This is a genomic window from Amnibacterium setariae (assembly GCF_003581425.1).
GTDB lineage: Bacteria > Actinomycetota > Actinomycetes > Actinomycetales > Microbacteriaceae > Amnibacterium > Amnibacterium setariae.
Genome location: NZ_QXTG01000002.1, coordinates 1317293 through 1341547 on the forward strand (window position 1 = coordinate 1317293; position 24255 = coordinate 1341547).

Annotated in this window: 27 protein-coding genes; 16 read left to right on the top strand and 11 right to left on the bottom strand. The window is 74.4% G+C overall.

The window, feature by feature from the left end; genetic code table 11:
* Window positions 1-36 precede the first annotated feature (36 nt).
* Window positions 37-1221, top strand: coding sequence for an MFS transporter (locus D1781_RS14405; protein WP_119482910.1), 1185 nt, complete (start codon window positions 37-39; stop codon window positions 1219-1221).
* Between the two features lie 52 nt (window positions 1222-1273).
* Complete coding sequence (locus tag D1781_RS14410) at window positions 1274-1990, top strand: SDR family oxidoreductase (protein ID WP_119482911.1); 717 nt, start codon at window positions 1274-1276, stop codon at window positions 1988-1990.
* A 117-nt stretch (window positions 1991-2107) separates the two neighbouring features.
* Here D1781_RS14410 and D1781_RS14415 read toward each other — a convergent pair whose 3' ends face one another.
* Both D1781_RS14415 and D1781_RS14420 read right to left on the bottom strand, forming a co-directional pair.
* The gene (locus D1781_RS14415; protein ID WP_119482912.1) at window positions 2108-3802 is read right to left on the bottom strand and encodes an AMP-binding protein; all 1695 of its coding nucleotides are present in this window, start codon (window positions 3800-3802) and stop codon (window positions 2108-2110) included.
* A gap of 49 nt (window positions 3803-3851) precedes the next feature.
* Window positions 3852-4730 (bottom strand): LysR family transcriptional regulator, encoded by an 879-nt coding sequence (locus tag D1781_RS14420; RefSeq protein ID WP_199706617.1) that lies wholly within the window; start codon window positions 4728-4730, stop codon window positions 3852-3854.
* A 117-nt stretch (window positions 4731-4847) separates the two neighbouring features.
* Between D1781_RS14420 and D1781_RS14425 the strand changes: the two genes are divergently transcribed.
* From D1781_RS14425 to D1781_RS14445, 5 genes are all read left to right on the top strand, one after another.
* Entirely contained in the window at window positions 4848-5567 is a 720-nt protein-coding gene (locus D1781_RS14425; RefSeq protein WP_119482913.1) for an SDR family oxidoreductase, read from the top strand.
* A gap of 220 nt (window positions 5568-5787) precedes the next feature.
* Window positions 5788-6015, top strand: a complete 228-nt coding sequence (locus D1781_RS14430) for a hypothetical protein (RefSeq protein WP_119482914.1) — start codon at window positions 5788-5790, stop codon at window positions 6013-6015.
* Window positions 6012-6752, top strand: coding sequence for a hypothetical protein (locus D1781_RS14435; protein ID WP_119482915.1), 741 nt, complete (start codon window positions 6012-6014; stop codon window positions 6750-6752). Before D1781_RS14430 ends, D1781_RS14435 begins: the two co-directional genes overlap by 4 nt.
* Window positions 6753-7111: 359 nt before the next feature.
* Window positions 7112-7498 (top strand): hypothetical protein, encoded by a 387-nt coding sequence (locus tag D1781_RS14440; RefSeq protein WP_119482916.1) that lies wholly within the window; start codon window positions 7112-7114, stop codon window positions 7496-7498.
* Between the two features lie 143 nt (window positions 7499-7641).
* Window positions 7642-8376, top strand: coding sequence for a hypothetical protein (locus D1781_RS14445; protein ID WP_119482917.1), 735 nt, complete (start codon window positions 7642-7644; stop codon window positions 8374-8376).
* A 123-nt stretch (window positions 8377-8499) separates the two neighbouring features.
* Here the strand turns inward: D1781_RS14445 and D1781_RS14450 are convergent, their stop codons facing one another.
* From D1781_RS14450 to D1781_RS14465, 4 genes are all read right to left on the bottom strand, one after another.
* Window positions 8500-9192 carry a response regulator gene (locus D1781_RS14450; protein WP_119482918.1) on the bottom strand — a complete coding sequence of 231 codons (693 nt, stop codon included), beginning with the start codon at window positions 9190-9192 and terminating at the stop codon, window positions 8500-8502.
* Complete coding sequence (locus D1781_RS14455) at window positions 9189-10403, bottom strand: sensor histidine kinase (RefSeq protein ID WP_119482919.1); 1215 nt, start codon at window positions 10401-10403, stop codon at window positions 9189-9191. The genes D1781_RS14450 and D1781_RS14455 overlap by 4 nt, the downstream gene beginning before the upstream one ends.
* Window positions 10400-11329 carry a CPBP family intramembrane glutamic endopeptidase gene (locus D1781_RS14460; RefSeq protein WP_119482920.1) on the bottom strand — a complete coding sequence of 310 codons (930 nt, stop codon included), beginning with the start codon at window positions 11327-11329 and terminating at the stop codon, window positions 10400-10402. Before D1781_RS14460 ends, D1781_RS14455 begins: the two co-directional genes overlap by 4 nt.
* 212 nt (window positions 11330-11541) lie before the next feature.
* The gene (locus D1781_RS14465; protein ID WP_147392110.1) at window positions 11542-12084 is read right to left on the bottom strand and encodes an SMI1/KNR4 family protein; all 543 of its coding nucleotides are present in this window, start codon (window positions 12082-12084) and stop codon (window positions 11542-11544) included.
* 946 nt (window positions 12085-13030) lie between these two features.
* On the opposite strand from D1781_RS14465, the gene D1781_RS14470 reads away from it, so the two are divergent.
* Complete coding sequence (locus tag D1781_RS14470) at window positions 13031-13249, top strand: hypothetical protein (RefSeq protein WP_119482922.1); 219 nt, start codon at window positions 13031-13033, stop codon at window positions 13247-13249.
* Between the two features lie 47 nt (window positions 13250-13296).
* Here the strand turns inward: D1781_RS14470 and D1781_RS14475 are convergent, their stop codons facing one another.
* A complete protein-coding gene (locus D1781_RS14475) occupies window positions 13297-14109 on the bottom strand; it encodes an arginase family protein (protein ID WP_119483378.1) in 813 nt (270 codons plus the stop codon).
* Between the two features lie 160 nt (window positions 14110-14269).
* Between D1781_RS14475 and D1781_RS14480 the strand changes: the two genes are divergently transcribed.
* The gene (locus D1781_RS14480) at window positions 14270-14644 is read left to right on the top strand and encodes an Lrp/AsnC family transcriptional regulator (protein WP_199706619.1); all 375 of its coding nucleotides are present in this window, start codon (window positions 14270-14272) and stop codon (window positions 14642-14644) included.
* 54 nt (window positions 14645-14698) lie between these two features.
* On the opposite strand, the gene D1781_RS14485 is transcribed toward D1781_RS14480, so the two are convergent.
* Window positions 14699-15286 carry a GNAT family N-acetyltransferase gene (locus D1781_RS14485; protein WP_233551360.1) on the bottom strand — a complete coding sequence of 196 codons (588 nt, stop codon included), beginning with the start codon at window positions 15284-15286 and terminating at the stop codon, window positions 14699-14701.
* Between the two features lie 358 nt (window positions 15287-15644).
* On the opposite strand from D1781_RS14485, the gene D1781_RS14490 reads away from it, so the two are divergent.
* Window positions 15645-15827 (top strand): hypothetical protein, encoded by a 183-nt coding sequence (locus D1781_RS14490; RefSeq protein WP_119482924.1) that lies wholly within the window; start codon window positions 15645-15647, stop codon window positions 15825-15827.
* A 120-nt stretch (window positions 15828-15947) separates the two neighbouring features.
* On the opposite strand, the gene D1781_RS14495 is transcribed toward D1781_RS14490, so the two are convergent.
* Window positions 15948-16484, bottom strand: a complete 537-nt coding sequence (locus tag D1781_RS14495; RefSeq protein ID WP_233551361.1) for a TetR/AcrR family transcriptional regulator — start codon at window positions 16482-16484, stop codon at window positions 15948-15950.
* 138 nt (window positions 16485-16622) lie between these two features.
* Here D1781_RS14495 and D1781_RS14500 point away from each other — a divergent pair, with 138 nt between their 5' ends.
* The 3 genes from D1781_RS14500 to D1781_RS14510 are packed head-to-tail and all read left to right on the top strand — an operon-like array spanning window position 16623 to window position 19178.
* A complete protein-coding gene (locus D1781_RS14500; protein WP_119482925.1) occupies window positions 16623-17360 on the top strand; it encodes an SDR family oxidoreductase in 738 nt (245 codons plus the stop codon).
* Window positions 17357-18259 (top strand): alpha/beta hydrolase fold domain-containing protein, encoded by a 903-nt coding sequence (locus D1781_RS14505; RefSeq protein WP_119482926.1) that lies wholly within the window; start codon window positions 17357-17359, stop codon window positions 18257-18259. The genes D1781_RS14500 and D1781_RS14505 overlap by 4 nt, the downstream gene beginning before the upstream one ends.
* Before the next feature lie 31 nt (window positions 18260-18290).
* Window positions 18291-19178, top strand: a complete 888-nt coding sequence (locus D1781_RS14510) for an SDR family oxidoreductase (protein WP_119482927.1) — start codon at window positions 18291-18293, stop codon at window positions 19176-19178.
* A gap of 55 nt (window positions 19179-19233) precedes the next feature.
* Here the strand turns inward: D1781_RS14510 and D1781_RS14515 are convergent, their stop codons facing one another.
* Window positions 19234-20184 carry a helix-turn-helix domain-containing protein gene (locus D1781_RS14515; RefSeq protein WP_119482928.1) on the bottom strand — a complete coding sequence of 317 codons (951 nt, stop codon included), beginning with the start codon at window positions 20182-20184 and terminating at the stop codon, window positions 19234-19236.
* A gap of 245 nt (window positions 20185-20429) precedes the next feature.
* On the opposite strand from D1781_RS14515, the gene D1781_RS14520 reads away from it, so the two are divergent.
* The 3 genes from D1781_RS14520 to D1781_RS14530 are packed head-to-tail and all read left to right on the top strand — an operon-like array spanning window position 20430 to window position 23242.
* Window positions 20430-21227 carry an alpha/beta fold hydrolase gene (locus D1781_RS14520; RefSeq protein ID WP_119482929.1) on the top strand — a complete coding sequence of 266 codons (798 nt, stop codon included), beginning with the start codon at window positions 20430-20432 and terminating at the stop codon, window positions 21225-21227.
* A 9-nt stretch (window positions 21228-21236) separates the two neighbouring features.
* Complete coding sequence (locus tag D1781_RS14525; RefSeq protein ID WP_119482930.1) at window positions 21237-22130, top strand: aldo/keto reductase; 894 nt, start codon at window positions 21237-21239, stop codon at window positions 22128-22130.
* Entirely contained in the window at window positions 22127-23242 is a 1116-nt protein-coding gene (locus tag D1781_RS14530; protein ID WP_119482931.1) for an epoxide hydrolase family protein, read from the top strand. The genes D1781_RS14525 and D1781_RS14530 overlap by 4 nt, the downstream gene beginning before the upstream one ends.
* A gap of 53 nt (window positions 23243-23295) precedes the next feature.
* Here the strand turns inward: D1781_RS14530 and D1781_RS14535 are convergent, their stop codons facing one another.
* Window positions 23296-24222 (bottom strand): oxidoreductase, encoded by a 927-nt coding sequence (locus D1781_RS14535; protein WP_119482932.1) that lies wholly within the window; start codon window positions 24220-24222, stop codon window positions 23296-23298.
* Between the last annotated feature and the right edge of the window lie 33 nt (window positions 24223-24255).

Below are 24255 nucleotides of genomic sequence, written 5' to 3' on the forward strand. Positions count from 1 at the left end.
CGTCCCGCACCGCACCGCAGCACAAGGAGCACGACCATGACCCGCACGCGCACGGGCGGCTGGTTCGGGATCGCGGCGGTCGCCGCCGGATCCTTCGCGACCGTCCTCTCCGAGTTCCTCCCCATCGGACTCCTCCCCTCCATCTCGCACGACCTCGGCGTCCCGATCGGGACCACCGGGCTGATGGTCGTCACGACCGGGCTCGCCGCCGCGGTCGCGGCCCCCGCCGTGGCCGTGACGACCTCCCGGCTGGACCGCCGGACCGTCCTCGCCGGCCTCAGCGCGGTGCTCGTGCTCGCCGACGTCGTCGCCGCGACCGCGGCCGCGTTCCCGGTCCTGCTCGTCGCCCGGGTCCTGGTCGGCGTCGCGCTCGGCGGGTTCTGGGCCGTCGGCGCCGGCATCGCGTCGCGGCTGCTGCCGCCCGAGGACACCATCCGCGGGACCTCGTTCATCACGGCCGGGATCTCGATCGCGACCGTCGTGAGCCTGCCGCTCGGCGCGATCATCGCCGCGACCTCGACCTGGCGCCTCGCGTTCGTGATCGGCGCCGCGCTCGGCGTGCTCGCGCTCGTGCTGCAGCTGATCGCCCTTCCCGCGATCCCCTCGCAGGAGCGCGTCCGTCCCGTCGAGCTGCTGTCCCTGTTCGCCGTCCCGCGCGCCCGCACCGGCCTGATCGTCGCGGCGCTGCTCTTCGCCGCCCAGTTCGCGGCCTACACCTTCATCAGCCCGTTCCTGCAGGACGCGGCGCGGATCAGCCCGGCCGGGATCTCGATCGCCCTGCTCGTGTTCGGGGTCTCCGGCATCGCCGGCAACTTCGTCACCGGCACCGCGCTCGCCCGCTCCGTCCCCGCGACGCTCGTGGCCGGCGGCCTCGTGCTCGCCGCGGCCGTGGCCCTGCTCCCCCTCGTCGCGCACCTGCCGGTCGCCGTGTTCGCGCTGCTCGTCGTGTGGGGGCTCGTGTGGGGCGGCCTGCCCCTCGGCCTCCAGACCTGGATGGTCCAGGCGACGCCGGCGGGCGCCGAGGCCGGCCTCGCGATGTTCGTCACGACGCTCCAGGTCGCGCTCGCGGTCGGGTCGACGATCGGCGGCGTCGTCGTCACCGCGTCCGGGACCGCCGTCGACTTCGGGTTCGCCGCGGTCCTCGCGCTGCTCGGCTCGGCCGCCCTGGTCCTGCTCGGCCTGCCGACCCTCCGGGCGCGGGCCGCCCTCGCCTCCCACTGACCCCGTCGCTCCCCGCGACGACCCCCACCCCGCACCACGGAAGGAACCGACCATGTCGAACCACGACCAGAAGCGCCTCCTCCTCATCGGAGGCGGCTCCGGCATCGGGCACGCCATCGCCCGGGCCGCGCTCGAGCGCGGCGATCAGCCGATCATCGGCGCGCGCGACCCCGAGCGCACGGCCGCCGCGCTGCCCGCGGCGCTGCACGACGTGCCCCTGGTGCACGCGGACCTCGCCGACGAGGACAGCGTCGCGGCGCTCGCGCAGGAGGGGCCGTTCGACGCGGTCGTGTCGCTCGCGGCGGCCTCCGCGAACGGCCCGATCGCGACGCTCGACCGCGCCGCCGTCCACGCCGCGTTCGACGCCAAGGTCGCGGGCCCGATGCTGCTCGCGAAGCATCTCGCGGGCTCCATGCGGCCGGGCGGCGTGTTCGTCTTCTTCTCCGGCGTCGCCGCGTGGAAGCCGGCGCCGGGCCTCAGCGCGATGGCGACCGTGAACGGCGCCGTGGCCTTCATGGCGGAGGCGCTGGCGGTGGAGCTCGCCCCGGTCCGCGCGGTCGCGGTGTCGCCCGGGATCGTCGACTCCGGCCTCTGGGACTTCATGGGCGACGACGGCAAGCGGGACTTCTTCGCGGCGACCGCGGCCGCGAACCCCGCGCGACGCGTCGGTGCTCCCGCCGACATCGCGGGCGCCGTCCTCTTCGCGGTCGACAACACCTTCGTCACCGGCACCACGCTCCAGGTCGACGGCGGCGGGCGCCTGGCCTGACCCGGCTCACGTCCGCTCCGCGGATCCGCAGCTCCTCCCCGACACGCCGGGATCGGCACGGCTTCAGCCGGCGTGTCGCCCGAGATCTGCGGATCCGCGGAGAGCGCGGGAGGCGCCCTAGCCGCGGGCCTTGAGCTCCGGGAACTGGTCGTCGCGCCACTCGTCGGGCAGCCGCTCGCCGGCGGCGGCCGCGTCGGCCTCCCGCTGCCGCAGCTCGACGCGGCGGATCTTGCCGGAGATGGTCTTCGGCAGCTCGAAGAACTCGATGCGCCGCACCCGCTCGTACGGCGGCAGCTGCTCGCGCGCGTGCCGCAGCACGGCGAAGGCGGTGTCGCCGTCCGCGGCCCAGCCGTTCGCGAGCGCGACGTAGGCCTTCACGAGGTTCAGCCGGGTGGGGTCCGGCGCGGGGACGACGGCCGCCTCCGCGACCGCCGGGTGCTCGATGAGCACGCTCTCGACCTCGAACGGCGACACCTTGTAGTCGGAGGACTTGAAGATGTCGTCGGTGCGGCCGATGAAGGTGATCCCGCCGTCGCCGTCCCGCTGCGCGACGTCGCCGGTGCCGTAGAACCGGCTCTCGGTCGCCGCGCCGGTCCCCGGGACGCCGAGGTAGCCGGCCATCAGGAACGGCGCGCCCTGCGCGAGGTCGAGGGAGATCTCCCCCTCGTCCGCCTCCTCGCCGGTGATCGGGTCGATGAGGGTGATCGCGACGCCGGGCAGCGGGACGCCCATCGACCCGCTCCGCACGGGGCTGCCCGGCGTGTTCGCGATCGTGGCCGTGGTCTCCGTCTGGCCGTACCCGTCCCGGATGGTGAGCCCCCACGCGTCGCGGACGCGCTCGATGACCTCGGGGTTGAGCGGCTCCCCGGCGGACAGCGCCTCCCGCAGCGCGGCCGGCCGTGCACCGAGGTCGGCCTGGATCAGCATCCGCCAGACGGTCGGCGGCGCGCAGAAGGTCGTCACCCCGGCCCGGTCGAGCTGCGCCCGCAGCGCGACCGGGTCGAACCGCCGGTAGTTCGACACGAAGACGGTCGCCTCGGCGTTCCAGGGGGCGAAGAAGCAGCTCCAGGCGTGCTTCGCCCAGCCGGGCGAGCTGATCGCGAGGTGCACGTCGCCGGGCCGGAGCCCGATCCAGTACATCGTCGTGAGGTGGCCGACGGGGTACGAGGTCCGGGTGTGCACGACCATCTTCGGGCGGCTCGTGGTGCCGGAGGTGAAGTAGACGAGGCAGGGATCGTCGCTGCGGACGGCGACCTGCGGCAGCGGATCCGTGGAGGCGGCCGCGTCGCCGTAGTCGAGCCAGCCCTCGGCGGCGCCGCCGACGGCGATGCGCGTGAAGCCGTCGAGCTCCGCGAACTTGCCGGCGTCCTCCGCGTTCGCGATCACGTGCCGCACGAGCCCGCGCTCGACCCGGTCGGCGAGGTCGTGGGCCGCGAGCACCGTGGTCGTGGGGAGGATGACCGCGCCGATCTTCATCACGGCGAGCATCGACTCCCACAGCTCGACCTGGTTGCCGAGCATGAGCATGACGTGGTCGCCGGGCCGGACGCCCTGCGCGGCGAGCCAGGCGCCGACCCGGTCGGACCGCTGCCGCATCGAGTCGAAGGAGACGCGCTGCTCGCTGCCATCCTCCTCCACGATCCACAGCGCCGTCCGCTCGTTCCCGAGCGCGATGCGGTCGAACCAGTCGGTCGCCCAGTTGAACGCCGGGCCGACGTCGGGCCAGACGAACTCGGCGGAGGCCCGACGGTGGTCCTCCCGCAGCTCGATCAGGCGGTCGCGACTCGCGCGGAAGACCTCGTCGGCAGCCATGGCCACATCATGCCCTGCGCCGTGCCGCGCGCCGCCGGGCGGTGGCGCCCTACGCCGCCGGACGGCCGACGACCCGCGCCGCTGCGACGAAGGCGTCGAGCAGCCGCGATTCGCGGCCCTGCGCCCACCCGAGGTGGACCGCCGTCGGCGGGAGGTCCGTGACGGGGACGTACCGCACGTCGGGCCGGCGGTAGAAGCGGGCGGTGGACAGCGGGAGGATCGCGATGCCCTGCCGCACGGCGACCAGCTCCAGCTTCTCCTCGACGGTGCGGCTCGGTGACCGGGACCCGCCGCGGCCCCGCCGCATCTCGGCGGCCACGCCGGCCCACTCCGGCACCGCGGCCGGGTCCTGCAGGAGGTGCTCCTCCGCGAGGTCGTCCATCAGGACGCCCGACGCCGCGGCGAGCGCGTGATCGGTCGGCAGCACGACGACCCGCGGCTCCGCGAAGAGGGGCTCGGTCGACAGGCCCGCCGCGTCGAAGGGACGCCGCAGGTAGCTCACGTCGGCGCGGCCGTCGTGGAGCACCCGGACCTGGTCGTCCCACCCGGTGCGCACGACCTCGATCGTCACGTCGGGGCAGGCGCGTCGGAACGCCAGGACCGCGTCGCTGACGACGAGGCCGGGCATGAACGCGACGGTGAACGACGCCTCTCCGCGGGCGGCGATCGCGATGCGGCGCCGGACCGCTGCGGCGGACGCGAGCAGCCCTTCGGCCTCCGTGCGGAGGAGGCGGCCGTGCTCGGTCAGCTCGGTGCCCCGGGTGTCGCGGACGAACAGCCGCACGCCGAGCTCGTCCTCGAGCGCTCGGATCTGTCGCGAGAGCACCGGCTGGGCGATCATCAGCACCTCGGCCGCCCGCCCGAAGTTGAGCTCGTCCGCGACGACGGTGAAGTACCGCAGCTTGCGGAGGTCGAGGTCCCGGTGCACGCGACGAGCCTGCCACGGCCGCTCATACCCGTCGGGCATCACGGAGGGTCGAAGAGGTCTTGGACCGGCACGCACCGCGGGATCGAGACTCGATCCGTCTTCGACGAAAGGGATCTCATGTCGCTCACGGGCACGCGCGTCGTCATCATCGGCGGAACCTCCGGCATCGGCCTCGCGACCGCGCACGCGGCGATCGACGCGGGGGCGCAGGTCGTCGTCGCATCGAGCCGGCAGGCGAGCGTCGACGCGGCCCTGGACGAGCTCTCCCCCGAGGCGACCGGTCGGGCGCTGGACGTGCTCGACGCCGACGCGGTGCGCGCGTTCTTCGACGGCGTCGGCCCGTTCGACCACCTCGCCTACACGGCGGGCGAGCCGCTCCGGCTCCTGCCCGTCGACGGGATGGACGTCGACCGGGCGCGCGCCTTCTTCCAGGTCCGCTACTTCGGAGCCCTGACCGTGGTCGGGCCGGCCGCGAAGCACATCCGGCCGGGCGGCTCGATCACCCTCACCTCGGGCTCGGCGCGCACCCGACCGGGCGCGGGCTGGTCCGTCGCATCCAGCCTGTGCGGTGCGACGACCAGCCTCGCGGGCGCCCTCGCCGTGGAGCTGGCGCCCGTGCGGGTGAACGTCGTCGAGCCGGGCATCGTCCGGAGCCCGCTGTGGAGCGCGATGAGCGCGGACGAGCAGCAGGCGATGTACGACGAGCAGGCGGCCCTGCTCCCGGTGGGCCGCGTCGGGGAGGTCGACGACGTCGCGGCCGCGTTCCTCTACTCCATGACCCAGTCGTTCATGACCGGTTCCGCGATCCCCGTCGACGGCGGCGCGCTGCTGGTCTGACCACCCGCGGGCGGCGTCGACCCGCGCTGCCGGGTCGACGCCGGGCGGGGCCCGCTGCGGCCCCGTGGACCGCGGGTCCCTGGAACCCCGGGCCGTCGGCGTCGAACTCCCGCACGCTCTGAGAGGGTGCCGCTGTGGAGGCACGCTCTTCTCGGTCCACGGGTCGCACCGCGAGCCCCTGGCGCGCGGTCGGATCCCCGTCCCCGTCGCAGGGGCCGGCATGAACGCCGCGTCCGGCGTGTCCGGCGGCGCGTTCTGGTTCACGCTCGCGCTCGTGAACGCCGGGCTGGCGGAGGGCAAGGGCCGCTCCCGGCTGGCCTGGTTCCTGCTGTCGCTCCTGCTCGGCCCGCTCGCCACGTTCCTCGTCGTCGTGCTCGCACCCGCATCGGCCGGCGCCGACCCGTCGGGACCCGTCTCCGCCTCCATCGCCCCGCCGGCGGACTCGTGAGCGCGGCCGGCAGCAAGCGCGACCGCCGCGACGCCGCCCGCGAGCACGCGGCCGAGCTCCGAGCGGCAGAGTCCCGCCGACGGCGTCGGCGACGGCTGATCGTCTGGAGCAGCACCGCAGCCGCGGCCGCCGCCGCCGTGGTGATCGCCCTGATCGTCTCCGGCTCGTCGCCCGCCCGCGCGCCACGCGGCTCGGCGGCCCCGGCCGCCGCGCTCGGGCCGGAGGGCATGGCGGTCGAGTCCGGCACCGTCCTCGCGGCGAACACGACCGACGCCTCCGGCGCGACCCGGGACGGCATCAGCTGCGACACCGGCGAGGGCGCGGCGGAGCACATCCACACCCACCTCGCGGTCTACGTCGACGGCCGGCTCCGCCCGCTGCCCGTCGGCATCGGCGTCGTCGACCCGTCGGTGGAGGCCGCGGGCACGCCCGACGCGTTCGCGCAGGCCACCCGCTGCTACTACTGGCTGCACGTCCACGCGAGCGACGGCGTCATCCACGTCGAGGCGCCCACGAGGAGCACGTTCACGCTCGGGCAGGTGTTCGCCGTCTGGCGGCAGTCGCTGTCCTCCACCGACGTCGCCGGCGCGACCGGGAAGCAGACCGTGTACGTCGACGGGAAGGTCGTCACCGGCGACCCCTCCCGGATCGCGCTCGGTCCCCGCGAGGACATCCAGATCGACGTCGGGAAGGCGGTGCCCTTCCGGCCCGTCGACTGGAGCCGGAGCGAGCTCTGAGCCGCGACCCGCGACCCGCACGCGACAGCCGCGGTTCCCGTGGCGTGCGCGGTCCGGTGGGGCGCGGGTCCGCGAACGCCGTCGTCGCGTCGTCCCCCGAGATCGGGCCGAGCCCGATGAGGGCCGCAGCCTCCGGCGTCCGCGTCGGCAGGATCCCGTCCGGCGCCTGGCTCTCGGCCTGCATCGGCGCGTCCGACGGGGATGCGCCCCCAGTCCGCAGCTCGCCGCGGCGAGTGCGAGACGGTCGCGCTCGGCGACGACCTCCCGCACCCGGGAGACGGCCTGCGTTGGAGGCGCACGATGGTCGCTGCGCCCGCGTCCAGGACGCGGACCGACGCACCCCTTGGGAGACCGCACCGATGACCACCACGCACGAGCAGCACGAACCGGCGCAGGGCCTGCACGACCTGATGACGCCCGAGGTCAACGTGCAGCGGATCATGCGGACCGGCACCGTGTGGTTCTCGGTCGCGGTGGGCACGGTCGGCGTCGTCCTCGGCCTCGTGCTCGCGTCGGGCTGGCGCCCGGCGCGGCTGCCCGCGCCCGATCAGCTGCTCTGGTGGGTCGGGGCGCTCGTCGTGGTGCTCAGCATCGGGCTGCTCGGCTGGTCCGGCTGCCCGATCCTCGAGGTCGACGTGCCGACGGCCGACCGCAACAAGACGCGCACGATGCAGTGGGGCACGGCCCTGTTCATCATCGGCGGGGCGCTCGCCGCCACGGCGCTGCTGCTCGGCCCCGGCAGCTGACGCCGCGTCGCCCGACCGCACGGCGGGACCCGATCGAGGAGGTCGCCCTTCACGAATGCGCAGAGCGCGACTGCGTGGATGCGCGGATCCTCACCTGAACCGGGGGGCGCGCGCCGGTCCGCGCCCCTCCAGAGTGGTGTCCCATGCAGGGCACGACCATCCAGCGACCGAGCCCCGTGCACCACGACGGCGCCCGGGTCTGGGATCTGAGCTCGGCGACCGGGTCGCGGACCCTGCCGCGGGCCCGCCCGAACCACGCGGGAGCGATCGCGGCCGCCTTCGGCGTCGCCGCGCTCCTCGCCCTCGCCGTCCCCTCGGGAGACGGCGTCACGCGCCTGTTCATCGTCATCGGGCTCGGCGCGATCGCGGCCCTCGTCGGGTTCTCGGCGCTGCGCCGCCGTCAGACCATCGCGGCGCTCCTGCTCGCGGTCGTCGGCATCGCGGCGCCGGCGATCGCGATCGCCTGCGTCGTCCTGCAGTCGGCGCAGACGCCCGCCACCGTCACCAGCGCGATCGTGCAGCGCGCGACGCTGCAGCCCGACTCGAGCGCGCTGATCCCCACGCGCGAGTTCGACGGCCTGCCGACCGACGAGCGGGACGCGATGAAGGCGTTCGTCTCGGCGACCGCGCAGCAGATCCAGTCGCTGCACGGCGCCTGGGCGCCGCTCCCGCACGGGCTGCAGAACGCGAACGGCACCCTGGTGGAGAGCGACGGCCTGTTCCGTGGCACGGCCCTCGGCGGGCTGCCGTCGGGCGCCAGGCTCGCCTACGAGGTCTCGACCGACGGGACCGCGTTCCGGATCTCGATCGCCTCGGCGAAGCACCCGGACGCGCGGATCTGGGCGGACCGGGGCCTGCAGATCCTGACCAACGGCTGATCCGGCAGCCGGCGAGAGCCGACCCGCCGGACGCGGTCCGACCGGCGCGACGGCGACCGCAGTGCGTCAGGACCGCTCCCGGTCGTCTCCGTCTCGTAGGCACGACCCGCCTACAAAAAGCTCTCAGCGGGCGCCCCTCCGGTCCGCGCCGTTCCGCCCGGGCGGCTCCACGACCCGGTTCTGGTACGCCCAGACCACGGCCTGCAGGCGGGAGCGGACGCCGAGCTTCGGCAGCATGCGGGCGAGGTGCGACTTCACCGTGGAGACCTCGATGACGAGGGCGGCGGCGATGTCCTCGTTCGACATGCCCTGCGCGAGCAGCTCGAGGATCTGCAGCTCCCGGTCGGTGAGCAGGTCGGTGCCGTGCGCGGTCACCGGCTGCAGGCTCCGTCGCTGGGCGAACTCCCGCAGCACGCGTCGCGTCACCGCCCGGTCGAGCGTCCCCTCCCCCGACGCGATCCGCCGCACCGCGTCGACGATCTCCTCCGGCTCCGCGTCCTTCAGCAGGAACCCCGACGCCCCGGCCTCGAGCGCGCCGAAGACGAACTCGTCGATGTCGAAGGTCGTCAGCACCAGGACCGGCACGGGGACGTCGGCGTCCGGTCCGGCGAGCTCGCGGGTGACCTCGATGCCGGTGCGGCCCGGCATCCGCACGTCGAGGCAGGCGACGTCCGGCGCCAGCTGACGCGCCAGGCGCAGGGCCTCGTCGCCGTCGGCGGCGAGGCCGACGACCTCGATGTCCGGCTCGAGGGCGAGCAGCGCCGCGAGCCCGTTCCGGGCGAGCGCCTGGTCGTCCGCCACGAGGACCCGGATCACGGCACGTCCTCCGCGGTCCGGTCCCGCGGCAGCACCAGCCGGACCGCCCAGCCGCCGTCACCGTCCGGGCCCGCCTCGAGCGCGCCGCCGACCAGCTCGGCGCGCTCCCGCATCCCGACGAGGCCGAAGCCGCCGCTCGAGCCGGGTGCGGGTGCGCCCGGCGCCGCGTTCCGCACCGACACGACGTACTCCCCCGCCTCCCGGCCGTCGAGGTCGACGGTCACCGCCGCCCCGGGCGCGTGCACAGCGGCGTTCGCCAGCGACTCCTGCACCATGCGGTGCCCGACGAACTGGGCGAGCGGACCAACGTCCCGCGGCTCCGTGCCGAGCCGCCGCAGCTCGATCGCGCGGCCCGCGGCGCGCGCCGACTCGACGAGCTCCCGCACGGTGGCGAGGGTCTCGACCCGGTCGGGCTCGTCCGCGCCGTCGCGCAGCAGGCCGACGAGGCGGCGGAGGTCGTCGAGCATGGCGCGGCTCTGCGTGCGGACCTGGCGGACGCCGGCCTTCGCGGCCGCGGGGTCGGTGTCGATCTGCCGATCGATCGCCGCGGTCATGAGCGCCATGCTCGACAGGTGGTGCGCGGCGATGTCGTGCAGCTCGCGGGCCATGGCCGTGCGCTCGCCGGCGACGGCGGCGCGGACGAGCGCCTCCCGCTCGCGCAGCCCGGCGGCGAGCTCCGCGTCGCGCGCCCGGCGCGCATCCCGCCGCGCCGTCACGGCCGAGGTGACGGCGGCGGGCACGCCCACGACGACGAGCCCCTGGACGAGCCCCGAGCCGATCGCCGGCAGGAGGGGCAGGTCGCCCGAACCCGCGGTGTCGGCCGCCTGCCCGATCGCGACGAGCACGGCGGCGGCGAGGAGCGAGGGCGCCTGGGGCCCGGTGCGTCCGGCCGCCGCAGTCCGCACCGCGGCGACGATCACCGCGAAGTCGGCGAGGTTCCCGATCCCGGTCGGGGCGACGAGGCCGACCAGGGCGGCGACGGCGGCGACCGCGACCAGCACCGTCCTCGGCCGGACGCGCGCGAGCAGGAGCGCCGCGGTCTGGAGCCAGAGACCGGCCGCGAGCACCCACCACGCGGGCCCGCCCGGCGCCGGCGCCTCCGCGGGCGGCAGCAGCACCGGCGACGCCGCGAGCGCCGCCGTCGCGACGGCGCCGGCGCCGAGCGCCAGGAGCAGGTCCTGGACGCTCGGCATCCGTCGAGCCGTCGTCACGGGCGCGATCCTAGAGGCGCCTCGACGGGCCGCTCCGGGATCGCGACGGCGCCGACGGGCAGCCCGAGCCGCCCGCGGGTGCCGATGATCACGGCGCCGGCGGCGATCACCGCACCGACGAGCAGCGCGAGCTGGGCGCGGTCCGCGTCGAGGGACGGGAACATCTCCGACCACAGCACCGAGACGGTGTTGTTGAGGCTGACGTGGAAGAGCATCACGATCGGCAGGCTCTGACCGGAGCGGTTGAAGAGCCAGGCGACGACCACGTTGAACGCGATGCAGAACGCGACGAACTCGACGACGTGGGTCCAGGTGACCTGCGGCCAGCCGCCCCACTCGGTGAGGAACAGGGGCAGGTGCCACGCGCCCCACAGCGGCCCGAGGACCGCGGCCGCGCCGAGCGGACCGAACCGGTCCTGCAGCGGGGACAGGGCGAAGTCCCGCCAGCCGGGCTCCTCCGCGAGGCCGGTGGTCAGCATCTGCAGCACCAGCGACGGCACGAGGGCCGCGAGCGCGAGACCGCTGGGCGCCCGCACGTCACCGCCGCTGAACAGCACGCCGAGGAGCAGCACCGCGGCCGGCACGCTCAGCAGCGCGACGGCGTACCAGCCGGGCGCGACGCGCCAGCGCAGCAGCCGCCCGGCCCACCGGCGCAGCCCCGCCCGGCCTCCGGCGATCGCGGTCACGATGAAGGCCGCGCCGAGCGGGCCGAGGTAGGCGCCGAACAGCATGCCCGTGAGCTGGCTGGTGCCGAGGACGACGGGGAACGAGAAGTCCCAGACGCCGAGCCCGTTCCGGGACAGGATGTAGGGCGTCCAGGCGATCCAGCTGAGGCCGAGGGCCAGGACGAAGAACGCCGTGAGCGGGCGTCTCCGGATCAGCTGGACGACTCCACCCGGTGCGGTGCGTGCCGATGCCGTGGTCATGACGGATCTCCTTCCGAAGCGGCCCCGATCAGGGCCGTGAACGACGGTAGGAATCGCGCGCGCCGCGCTCGACGGCCGAAAGGACGGGCTTCCGGGATGCATCCGAAGGATGCAGGGACGCCGACGGACCGTGGTGCCGCGCGCGCGGGTGCGGCGAGCCGCTCGGCGGAGGCCCGCAGCGAGCGTCTTCGCGCGCGGCAGGTGACGACGCGTCAGTCGTGGAGCAGCGCGACGAACGCCGTGAAGGAGGCCGCGAGCGGCACCAGGCCCGTGTCGACGCTCCAGTAGGCGACGGACGGCGCGTCGCGGTCCTCCCGGAAGTCGAAGCAGAGCACGTCGCTGCCGAGGCACTCGGCGAACGGGATCACGCCGTCGTCCAGCACGCCCTCGAGGGGGAAGCGGCGCGTGACGAGGTTCGAGAACGAGTCGGGCTCGAAATGGAGCAGGTGCTCGACGCTCTGCACGAAGCCGCCCGGCAGGTCGAACGAGGCGGGCGACGGACGGACGCCCTGGTGCTCGGCCGCGACCTCGAGGAAGTCCTCCGGCAGGGGCCAGCGACCGATCGCGCGATAGGTGCCGATCACCTGCTCCGCGATCGCCCTCGGTGCGCCCGGAACCGCCTCCGGCACCCACTCGACCAGCTCGAGCGCGCTCGGCCCCGCGGGGCGTGCCGGCTCGGGCGGCGGCGCGGACGGCGCCGGTGGTTCGACGAGCGATCGCAGCCAGCCGCGGAACGTCCGACGGGAACCGTTCATCGCACCCGGCCTCGCGCCGCCCCGTGCCGCGAGGACGATCCCGTGGTCGTGGTCGTCGGCGTCGTCACGGCCGCGACTCTCCACGGGTCTCCCGAGCGTCCGCTGAGGCCGAGGTCGTCACGGGCCGGGACGCCCTCGAACGTCGTCGCGAGCTCGAAGCGACCGGCTGCTCCCCCCGGCTCCGCGGCGCCCGGCGACATCGCATCGCGCGTCGCAGGGGTCCGCGCAGGCGCGGGTCCGATCCGGTGCGGACCGACCGATTCGCGGCCGGCTCGCAGCCGCGGCACTGCCGCCTCCCCGGCGCACCGCAGCCCGATCCGCGAGCCTCGTGTCCTCAGGCGATCGAGACGAGCGGCCCACCCATGATGTTCTCCGTGCCCGCGGGCAACGCGCTGATCTTCTCCGACTCGGACGGCGTGCTCCTCGACGCCCCGGTCACCTCGGCGCGCAGCCGGGACGTCGTGGTGCCGTCCACGGAACTCGGGTGATGCCGGTTCATGTCGACCGTCCGGAAGGCCATGCAGTGCCCCCGCGCGGGCTGCTCGGAATGGGCGATGTTCGCGACCCAGGAGGACGTCCGCGACGGGGACGTCCTGCTCTGGCAGTGCGGCGCCGGGCACCGCGGGCCGCACGTCGTCGCTGCACCGGCCTGATCGCGCGCCGCCCCAGCACGCCTGCGGACGACCGGGCCGTCACCCGCCGGTCCGTCCGCTCACGGGGATCGACGCGGTCGTCCGGATGGCGACGAGCACGCCCGGCGGCTCGGCACCGAGCGGCACGTCCGGCGTGAGGACGACCTCTCGCACGCGCGCCGGAGTCCTCCGCGACGCGACCCTCGTCCAGCGGAGACCCGCGAGGCGGTGCCGGAACCTGGCAATGTCCCCGCCGCGTCGTCTCCGGCGTGGACTCGCCTTGTGTCCGGGGATCGATCATGCGACGGTGCGGCATGGTCGATGTCGACGAGCTCTACGTGGGGACGCTCGCGACGCTGCGTCGCCCTCCTCCGACCGTCGAGCAGACCGCCGACCTCCTCATGCAGCTCGTCCGCGAGGCGTTGGAGGCCGCCTGGGAGGAAGGGCGAGGCCGCGGGGCCGCCGAGTGGACGCAGCTGGACCTGCCCGGCAACCCCTACTCCGCGGAGGAGTGGCCCGACTGGTCGCTCTGACGCCGAGGCGGCCGGACGATCGGCGCGGCGGAGGATCGCCTCCGGCGTCACCGCCGCAGCAGCGGGGCGAGCGCGTCGAGCAGGGCGTCCACGTCTGCGGGCCGGTCGGCCGCGTCCTCGAGCTCGCCCAGCTCGACGCCGACGACCTCGTTCCGCGCGAGCACCGCCGCCGCCCGGTGGAGCTGCTCGAGGCGAGGACCGCCGGGGACGGCGTACTCGGTCGGCACGATGCCCGGTTCGAGCACGTCGCAGTCGATGTGCACGTAGACGGGCCTCCCGCCGACGGCATCGGTCAGACGATCCGCGAAGGCGTCGTCCACGGGTACGACCGGGACGCCGGTCCGACGGATCGTCTCGTCCTCCGCCGGATCGACGTCGCGCGCCCCGGCGAGCACCACCCGCTCGGCTGTCAGGCCGGCACCGAGGCCCGAGTCCCACAGGCCGAGCGGCCCGGCGAGCGCGAGGCCGCCGAGGTACCCGGTCGAGGTCGTGAGCGGGGTGTTGAGATCGGGGTGCGCGTCGAACCACACCACGAGCGCGTCCGGGCGTGCAGCGGCCACCGCCGGCAGCGTCGCCAGTGCGACGGCGCACCGGCTCGACGCCGTGAAGGGGTGGAGCCCCGCCGCGAGCTGTTCCTGCACCACCTCCTGCATCTGCCGCAGCTCGGGGAGCGCCGCATGCAGCTCGACCTCCCACCCGGCTGACAGGGCCGGCGAGGGCGACCCGATCGTTCGGAGAGGCACCTCGAGACGGTCGGCCGCGGCGTCGGCGAGACGCAGCGATCCGAGCATCGCCCGATCGTTGCGGTCGCCGGCCCGGCCGGCGAAGCGATTGACGACGCTGGACCTCTGCAAGGACATGTCCTCGACCGGAGGGATCATCGAAGTGAGGCCTCAACACGCGATCAGCGGGCTTCACGCAGGGCGGTGCCGCAGATCGCGACTCACGAATACGCTGATCGCGTGGTTGACGATCTCGATCGACGGCTGATCGGCCTGCTCCGCACGGACGCGCGCGCCGGTGACCGAGCTCGCCCGAGCACTCGAGGTGGACCGCTCGACGGTCAGCGCACGCATCGAACGACTGACCCGGGACGGGGTGATCGAGGCGTTCACCGTCCGTCTCGCCAACGAGGTCGACGCCGACGCCCTGCAGGGCGTGACGACGATCAAGCTCGCTCCGAACGCGAGCCGAGCAGCCGTGCGCACCATCCGCGGACTGCCCGAGATCGAACGGCTGCACACGACCATCGGCGCCTGGGATCTGATCGCGCACCTCCGGGCCGCTGATCTCGGCACGTTCGACGAGGCCATCGAACGCATCCGTGCCGTCCCCGGCGTGCTGGACACGCAGACCAGCCTGCTCTTCAACTCGCTCACGACGAGACGCGACTGAGCCGCGGCGAGCCGATGCGGCGGACGCGGCCACGACGGACCCGCCGCACGCGGGTCACTCCCCGTGTCGGACCACGACGACGTCGATCGTGCTGCGCAGCTCGAACCCCATGGCGTCGTAGAGGGCGATCGCGGGGTTGCCGGCGGTGACGTGGAGGAAGGGGCGCTCTCCTTCGTCCTTGATGCGCGCGGCCGCGATGGCGACCAGGCGTCGTGCCAGCCCTCTCCCCCGATGAGCCGGGCTGGTGCAGACCGCACTGATCTCCCGCCATCCACCCGTGGCCAGCCGTCGTCCGGCCATGGCCACGAGGCGACCGAGCTCGTCCCTCACACCGATGTAGCCGCCCAGGTCGACGGTGTGCTCGAGGAACGGGCCGGGATGCGTCTGCTCGACGAGCTCGAGCATCGCCGGCACGTCGTCCAGCCCGAGGTCCACGACGTCGGCGGCACCACCGAGCGCGAGCGCGAGCGTCGGCGTCTCGACGAGCTGCAGGCACTCCAGGTGCGCCTCGATCCTCCAGCGGTCGGGCACCCGGGACGGTGGGGTCGCGAACAGCGCCACGGCGTCGCCGGACGCGAGCTCGGCGAGATCGTTCCAGGCCGCGCCGGATCGGTCGTCCACGACGGCGGCGAACGGCGTCACGGTCGGGCAGTACCGCGCAGCACGTCCGACACGGAGCGCCTGGTGTCGATGCGGACCGTCGAGCGACGACCGGACAGGAGAGTCGAGCTCATGCATCATGCATGCCTACTGCACCCCGGACCCCCGCCCCTCCCCCGCCGGACGCGGACGGGATCCGCCCTCGAGCGCCGAACGGGCCGGCAACAATTCGTGCCGCTGCCTGCGGGCCGGGCCGGATCCCCGCACGGGCCGGTGCGCGGCGAGCGAGGGTGATGTGTCGCCGACCCGTGTCGGCCGACCGATGCGGAGCGCCCGCTGGGCGTCCCTGGTCGTTCCGGGGCGACGTGCTCGCGCAGGGCTCCATGGGGAGGATGGACACGTGAAGTGGTTGCTGACCATCGGAATCGTGCTGCTCGCGGTCGCTGCAGGACTGCTGATCGGGGGCCTGACGTGGCCCGCGATCATCGTCGGCGTGATCGGCCTGATCGTGCTGCTCGCAGCGCTGTTCCGGCGCTCCGGTCGTCCCGGCGACTTCAGCCGGAGCGGCTGGACCGGCCAGTGACGTCGGACCGTCGACGCCGCGGACGGTGATCGCGGACATGCGGCGTGACCGGAGCCCTCGGCGCCCGTGGCCGCAGCGTCGTGACGGTCCGGTGACCGCCGGGCCGGCGGCGACCGCCCGTCAGGGATCGGCGCGCGCTCCACGCAGCACGTTGTCGACGAGCTCGTCCGCGAACGCGAGGGTCAGCGGCTCGTCGGGGATGAGCAGCCGGTGGTAGCAGGCGCCCCAGAGCTGATCGACGACGATGTCGAGGCTGAAGCCCTCCCGCAGCTGCTTGCGCGCACGGGCGCGTTCCAACGCCGCCCTGGCGAGCTCGCGTCGGGGGCGGGAGTAGTTGCGCGAGAACTCCCTCCAGAGGGCCGGGTCCATCTGGGCGGCCCCGATCAGCTGCCGGATCACCGGCCCGCCTTCGTCCGCCGTCAGAAGGCGCACGAACGAGCGCAGCTGTGTCCGGAGGTCGGTCTCGATGTCCCCGGTGTCGGGGAAGCGGAGCGCGGCCTCGGAGCGCGCGAAGTAGGCCTCGGCGGCGAGGGCCCCGGCGCTCGGCCACCACTTGTAGAGGGTGTTCTTGCTCGAGCCGGCAGCGGCCGCCACGCGGTCGAACGTGACCGCGGGCAGCCCCTCGGCGGTGAGCAGCTCGACCGCTGCGCGCAGCACGCCCGCTCGCACCTCGTCAGCCGGCCGCCGGCCACGACCCCGCCGGACGGGACCGCCGCTCGGCTCTGCATTTGTGAACATGTCGATCATTATGTACGCTCGTCGAAGTGAACGGCTTGTTCACATCGAGGAGGGCTCATGACCGAGCAGACCGAGCGCGTCGCGCTCATCACCGGCGGATCCGGCGGGATCGGCAGATCGATCGCACTGCGGCTGGCCGAGGACGGCATCGCCGTCGCCGTGCACTACAGCGGCAGCAGGGAACGGGCGCACGACGTCGTCGACCGGATCCACGGGATCGGCGGGCGCGCCATCACCGTCAGCGGGGACGTCGCGGACGAGACGGCGATGGCCGCCGCGTTCGCCGAGACGACCGAGCGGTTCGGCGGCGTCGACGTCGTCGTCCACACGGCGGGCGTCATGCCGCTCGCCCCGATCGCCGACATGGACCTCGCGGTCTTCGACGAGGTCCAGCGGACCAACGTGCGCGGCACCTTCGTCGTCGACCAGCTCGCTGCGCGAGCGGTGCGCTCGGGCGGAGCGATCATCAACTTCTCGACGTCGGTCACTCGGCTGCAGCCCCCGTCGTACGGCGCGTACGCCGCGAGCAAGGGCGCCGTCGAGGCCCTGACGCTGATCCTGGCGCGGGAGCTGCGCGGTCGCGACATCACCGTGAACGCGGTCGCCCCCGGTCCGACGGACACGCCGCTGTTCCGCGAGGGCAAGCCGCAGGCGGCGATCGACGCGATCGCGGGTGCGAACCCCATGCAGCGGCTCGGCACGGGCGCGGACATCGCCGAGGTCGTGTCCGCACTGGCCGGCCGAGCGCGCTGGATCAACGGACAGGTGCTCTACGTGAACGGCGGCGCCGCGTGACCCGCGCGCAGTCGGAGGCGCTGTCCCGGATGCTGCGGGAGGGGCCGCTCGATCTGGGCGGCGAGCCCGCGGTCCAGCGGCCGCTCCTGGACGGCCTGCTCACGGCCCACCCGCTCCCCGACGACGTCCGCACAAGTGACGGCGTGCTGAGCGGCGTCCCGGTGGTGGAGGTCGAGCACGCCGACGGCGCTCACGGCACCGTGCTGTTCTTCCACGGCGGCGCGTACGCGATCGGATCCGCGCGGGGGGCGGCAGGCATGCTCGCCGAGATCGTGACGCGGACCGGGGTCCGCGGCATCAGCGTCGAGTACCGGCTCGCCCCCGAGCACCCCTACCCGGCAGCCGTGCACGACGCGCTCGCCGCCTACCGCGGTCTGCTCGACCAGGGCGTCGCCCCCGGGTCGATCGTCGTGGCCGGGGAGTCCGCGGGAGGCGGGCTCGCACTCGCGCTGCTGCTGGCCGCCCGTGCCGCCGGGCTGCCGCAGCCGGCCGCCGCGTTCGTGTTCTCGCCCTGGGCCGACCTCACGCTCTCCGGGTCGACGCTCGGCTCGAAGGCCGAGCAGGATCCCGCCCTCTCCTCCGCGGCGCTGCGCACCCGCGCCGCCGACTACCTGGCCGGCTCGGACCCCGCCGACCCGCTCGTCAGCCCCGCGCTCGCCGACCTGACCGGGCTGCCGCCGCTGCTGCTGCAGTGCGGGTCGGCGGAGATCCTCCTCGCCGACGCCCTCCGGCTGGCCGTGCGCGCAGCCGAGGCGGACATCGCCGTCGAGCTCGCGGTCACCCCGCACGCACCCCACGTGTTCCAGGGCTTCCCCGCGGTCGTCGACGAAGCCGTCGTCGCACTCGACGACGCGGCCGCCTTCGTCTCCCGTCACCTCCATGGCGCCGCTCGTCCCTGACCGGGGACGAGCGGCCGGAAAGGACCGCTCCATGTCCGTCGTCCTCGTCACCGGTGCCGCCACCGGCATCGGTCGCCTCACCGCGGTCGCCCTCGCCCGAGCCGGGCACACCGTCCACGCGAGCATGCGCGACCCCGAGGGCAAGAACGCGGCCCGTGCGGAGGACCTCCGCTCGCTCGCCCGGGCCGCGGACCTCGACCTCCACGTTCTCGAGCTCGACGTCCTGTCGCAGGAGTCCGCCGACGCCGCGGTGGCGGAGGTGGTGCGCCGATCGGGCCGCATCGACGTCGTCATCCAGAACGCGGGCCACCTGCTCGTCGGGTACACGGAGTCCTTCACCGCGGAGGACCTCGCGCACCTCTTCGACGTGAACGCGATCGGTGCGCAGCGCGTGAACCGGGCCGCGCTGCCGCATCTGCGCGCGCAGCGCTCCGGCGTCCTGGTCTACGTCGGGAGCACGACGACGGTCAGCGTGCCGCCGTTCCTCGGTCCCTACGTCGCTTCGAAGTTCGCGTTCGACGCGCTCGCGCAGGTGACGGCGTACGAGGTGGGGCGGTTCGGGGTCGAGACGGTGGTCGTCATGCCCGGCGCGTTCACGACCGGCACGAACCACTTCCCCGACGCGGGTCGCGCGAGCGACACCGCCCGAGCCGCCGCCTACGCCGAGCTCGACCCGCTGGTCGCCCGGAACGAGGAGGCCACGGCGTCGCTGTTCGACCCCGCCGTGGATGCCGACCCGCAGTCCGTCGCCGACGAGATCGTCCGGGTGCTGGCGCTGCCCGTGGGTGGGAAGCCGCTGCGCACGGTGGTCGACTTCACGCAGTCGCACGTGCAGGACGTCCTCGACGTCGCCGAGCGCGAGCGGGTCGACTTCGTCACGCGACTGGGCTTCGCCGACCTGCTGTCGGTCGAGCGCTGATCGCCGTCGAGCACCGACCGCCGCGAGCGCGTGCCGGCCGGCACGCGCTCGTCGGTCAGTCCTCGGGCTCGATCGCGCGTCTCGCGTCGACGTCGAGCGGACGGGCCCCGCGACCCGCACGGATCGCCTCGGGAGCGCCGGCGCCGGCATCCGCCAGCGCGTGCCGGAACGAGGCGGTGCGGGAGAACCCCGTCCGTCGCGCGACGTCGGCGACGGACAGGTCCGTGTCGGTCAGCAGCGCGACCGCGAGCTCGAGGCGCTTCCGCACCAGGTAGCGGTGCGGGGGGACGCCCATCACCTCCGTGAAGAGCCGCGCGAAGTGGAACTTGCTCACTCGCGCCGCTCGGGCCATGTCGTCGAGCGTCAGCGGCAGCGCGAAGCTGCTGTCGATCAGGTCGACCGCGGCCGCGATCCGCTGGTCGCGCCGCCGGTGGCCGCGGTCCCCGGTCCGCTCGAGGCCCAGGTGACGCTCGACCAGGTGGAGGGCGAGCCAGTGCGCCGCGGCCTGCGCATAGAGCTCGGACGCGCCTCGCGCGGCCGCCCGCAGGATGACGAGCGACATCGCTGCGAGGTCCGGGTCCTGCACAGGGCCGCCGGGCCACCTCGCTCCCTGCCGCGACCCGGTCACGGCGTCCTGCGCCTCCGCGATCGTCGCAGCCGGCAGGTACAGGTTCACCTTCTCGAACGACCGGACCCCGTCGACGGGCAGGCGACGCAGCGACAGCCCCTGCCCGCCGTCGGTGAAGCCGACCGACGCAGCGCCGTAGGCGTGCACCTGCCGCGGAGCGGACCCGAACAGCTCCAGGCGCTGACCGCCGCGCAGCCCGATCACGACCGTCCGGTCCGGGGTCGGAGGCAGCTCGAGCACGTCCCGGTGCGCGTGGACGACGTGGCGCTCGACGAGCAGCGCGCTCCACCCGGCCGCGGCGCTCGACGCCTTCACGGTGCGCGGGATCGAGGCCAGGCTCAGGGCGGACAGGGGCGACACCCGCGATGCGTCGGCCATCACGACCTCCCTCCGCTCGGCACGAGTATCCCCCACAAAGAATCGCGCACCTCCTTGCTGTCCTCGTCCGCCGGTTCGGCGTTCCGGCCGCCGTTTCGCGACAGTCGTTCGAGCCGACGGACCGCGCGGCGACGACCGAGCGCTCGACCCGAGCACCGTCCACGACGAGGAGCACGCATGTCCGTCCGGTTCAGCACAGGAGCGTCCCGCGACCTCGCGTCGGCGCCGACGCGGAGCGCACGGCCGTGATCCTCGAGACCGGCGACGAGGGGGTCGGCTCGCCGGTGGTGCTGCTGCACGCCCGTCCCGCGGACCGCAGGCAGTGGACCGCGGTGTCCGCCGTCCTGGCGGCTGCAGGACACCGGGTCATCGCGCCCGACCTCGCCGGCTTCGGCGCCAGCCCCGTGGATGCGACGGCGCCGTCCGCACCGTGGCGCGACGTCACCGACACGCTCGACGCCGTCGGGGTGGCCCGCGCGCTCCTCGTCGGCAACTCCCTCGGCGCGCAGACCGCGCTGCAGGTCGCGGTGACCGCGCCGGAGCGCGTCTCGGGTCTCGTCCTGATGGGCTACCGGCGTCACGACCAGCCGGCGAGCCCGCGGCTGCGGGACGCGTGGGCGGCCGAGCGTCGAGCGCTCGACGCGGACGACCTGGACGCCGCGGTCGACGCCGGGCTGAACGCCTGGCTGTCGCCGTGGAGCGGGCGCGGGCCCCGACAGGTGCTCGCCGCCGCACTGCGGAGGGACCTCCTGAGGCGGTCGGACGACCCCGCGCCGCGCCTCGAGGACGACCCGCTCGACGACGACAGCTGGGCCGAGCGCGTCGTCGCGCCCGCCGTGATCCTGCACGGCGCCGACGACATGCCCGACTTCGCCATCGGCGCCGAACGGCTGCGGGTCGCGCTCGGCGCCGGCGAGATCGAGACGGTCGCCGACGCGGCGCACCTCGTGCCCCTCGAGCAGCCCGCCGCCGTCGCGGCGGCGGTGCTCCGCCTGCTCGCGGCGACCGATCGGGTCGCCGACCGCCCCTTAACCGAAGAGTGAGGACCGACCATGAACCAGCTCCTGACCGACGTCGGCGGATCCACCATCGCCGGCAAGACGGTGCCGCGGTTCGGCTTCGGCACCATGCGGCTCACCGGCCGCGGGATCTGGGGGCCGCCGGACGACCGCGCGGAATGCGTCGCCGTGCTCCGGCGCGCGGTCGAGCTCGGGATCCGGCTGATCGACACCGCCGACTCGTACGGGCCCTTCGTCGCCGAGGAGATCATCGCGGAGGCGCTCGCGCCGTACTCGGACGAGGTCCTGATCGCGACGAAAGCCGGGCTCACCAGGAACGGACCCGACGTGATCGATGGTCCGGACGGTCCGAAGCGGCTCGGGCCGGCCGCCTGGCCACCGGTCGGCAGGCCCGAGTACCTCCGGCAGCAGGCGCTGATGAGCCTCCGACGGCTCGGGCTCGACCACATCGATCTCTTCCAGCTGCACCGCATCGACCCCCGGGTGCCGCTGGAGGACCAGGTCGGCGAGCTCGCGCTGCTGCAGCAGGAGGGCAAGATCGTCGACATCGGCCTGTCGCAGGTGACACCCGATCAGCTCGCCGCCGCCCAGCAGGTCGCGACGATCGCGACGGTCCAGAGCCGGTTCAACGTCGCCGACCGCTCATCCGCCGAGGTCCTCGCGCTCTGCGAGGCGCAGGGCATCGGCTTCATCCCGTTCGCACCCGTCGCGCAGGGCGCGCTCCCCACCGACGGCGCCCTCCGCCGCATCGCCGACGAGCACGACGCGACGCGGGGCCAGGTGGCGATCGCCTGGCTGCTGGCGGTCTCGCCCGTGACCCTGCCGATCGCGGGGACCTCGAAGGTCGCGCATCTGGAGGAGAACCTCCGCAGCGCCTCGCTCCGGCTCACGGACGCCGAGGTCGCCGAGCTGACCGACGCCGCATGACCGCGCCCGATCGTCCTCGAGCCGGCGCGGACGCAGCGCCGCCGAGCACCGACGAGCGCGTGCTCGAGGACCTGCGGCGCCGCGTGTCCGCCTTCCGGCGCGTCGACCTGTTGCCCGAGCGCGACCGGCGGCTCGGCGTCGACCCGGCCCTCCTCGAGCGCCTGCTCGACGAGTGGGAGCACCGCTACGACTGGCGTCCCTTCGAGCACCGCGTCCGGGCGCTCCCCTGGGCGCTCATCGACGATGCGGCCGTGCCGCTCCGCGTGGTCGACCGGCCCGCGGCATCGGACGCGGCACCGGTCGTCGTGCTCCTGCACGGCTGGCCCGACTCCGTCATGCGGTTCGAGAAGGTCCTGCCGGCGCTGCGGGACGTCCACGTCGTGATCCCGGCGCTGCCCGGCTACCCCTTCGCCGCACCCGTCCGCGCCGCGTCGCCCGCCTCCGCTGCGGACATCGGCGAGGCGGTGGTCGCCGCGATGGCCCGGCTCGGTCACGAACGGTACGTCGTGTCGGCCGGGGACGTCGGTACCGACGTCGCCGAGGCCATGGCCTGGTCGCATCCGGAGCACGTCGCGGCCCTGCACCTGACGGACCTCTCCCACCACCACGCGCTCGTCGATCCGCCGACGGACCTCGACGCGGACGAGGCCGCGTACCTGCAGCGCGTGCAGCGCTGGCACGCCGAGGAGGGCGCCTACGACCATCAGCAGTCGACGCGGCCGAACACCCTGGCGATCGGACTGGGCGACTCCCCCGTGGGGCTCCTGGCGTGGATCGTCGAGAAGCTGACGACGTGGTCGGACGACCGGTCGCCGGCCTTCAGCTCGACCGACCTCCTCGACTGGGTCACGGCCTACTGGGTCACCGGCACCATCGGGACGTCGTTCGCGCCCTACGCGCACCGGTCGCAGCCGGGCCGCGCGCCCTCACCGGTCGGCTTCACGCTCTTCCCGCGCGACATCGTGAGCGCGCCGCGTCGGTTCGCCGACCGCTTCTTCGACATCCGGATCTGGCGGACGGCGGCCGGTGGCGGCCACTTCGACGCGTGGGAGCGGCCGATCGACTACGCGGACGGCATCCGGGCGGTCGTCGACGCGACACCACGGATCTGACCCGGGTCGGGCGCACCGGCGTCAACGCGGGGACTCCGCGGCCGAGCTCGCGCTCAGGCCGCGACCGAGTCGAGGTAGCGCACGCCGGTGAGGCGTTCGGAGACGTGCCAGAGCTGCTCCCCGAGGCCGGTCTCGAGCGCGACGAGACCTGGCGCGACCTCCCCCACCGGGCCCCGGGCCTCACCGCGCCCGGTCGGCCCGAAGAAGGCGCCACCGCGGACCGACGGATCGGTCGCCGCGAAGAGCTCGGCCCTGGCCCCCTCCTCCGCCGACTGTCCGAGCAGCGCGGTCACCGAGCGCACGAGCAGGCGCTCGGCCGCCGTGGCGCCGTTCCGCGCGAGCGTCGTCTTCGCGATGCCGGGGTGGGCGAGGACCGCGATGGTCCGCGACCCGTGCTCGACCAGGCGACGGTGGAGCTCGAGCCCGAACACGGTGTTCGCCAGCTTCGCCCGCTGGTACGCGCGCCGGGAGTCGTACCCGGCCTCGTCGTCCAGACGATCGAGGTCGAGCCGCCCGAACCGGTGCTCGGTCGAGCTGAGCACCACGACCCGGGAGCCCGGCACCTCGGTCAGGAGCGGGAGCAGCAGCCCGGTGAGCGCGTAGTGTCCGAGGTGGTTGACGGCGAGCTGCAGCTCGTGCCCGTCGGCCGAGCGGCGGAACGGACCGCGCATGGTGCCCGCGTTGTTGATGAGCAGGTCCACCTGGTCGAGATCGCGTCGAACACCCTCGGCGAACCCGCGGACGGAGTCGAGCGAGGCGAGGTCGAGCTCGCGGACCTCGATCCGCGCCGACGGGAGCTCGGCCCGGATGGCCTCCGCCGCGGCGCGTCCCGCGTCGAGCCGCCGCGCAGCCAGGACCACGGAGGCTCCGCGGGCCGCCAGCCGCCGGGCGGCGACTGCGCCGAGCCCCGCGTTCGCTCCGGTGATCACGGCGGTCCGGCCGCGCTGATCGGGGATCTCATTCGATGTCCATGTCCGCACGTGCCGCTCCTGACCGTAGGTAACCAAGCGTTT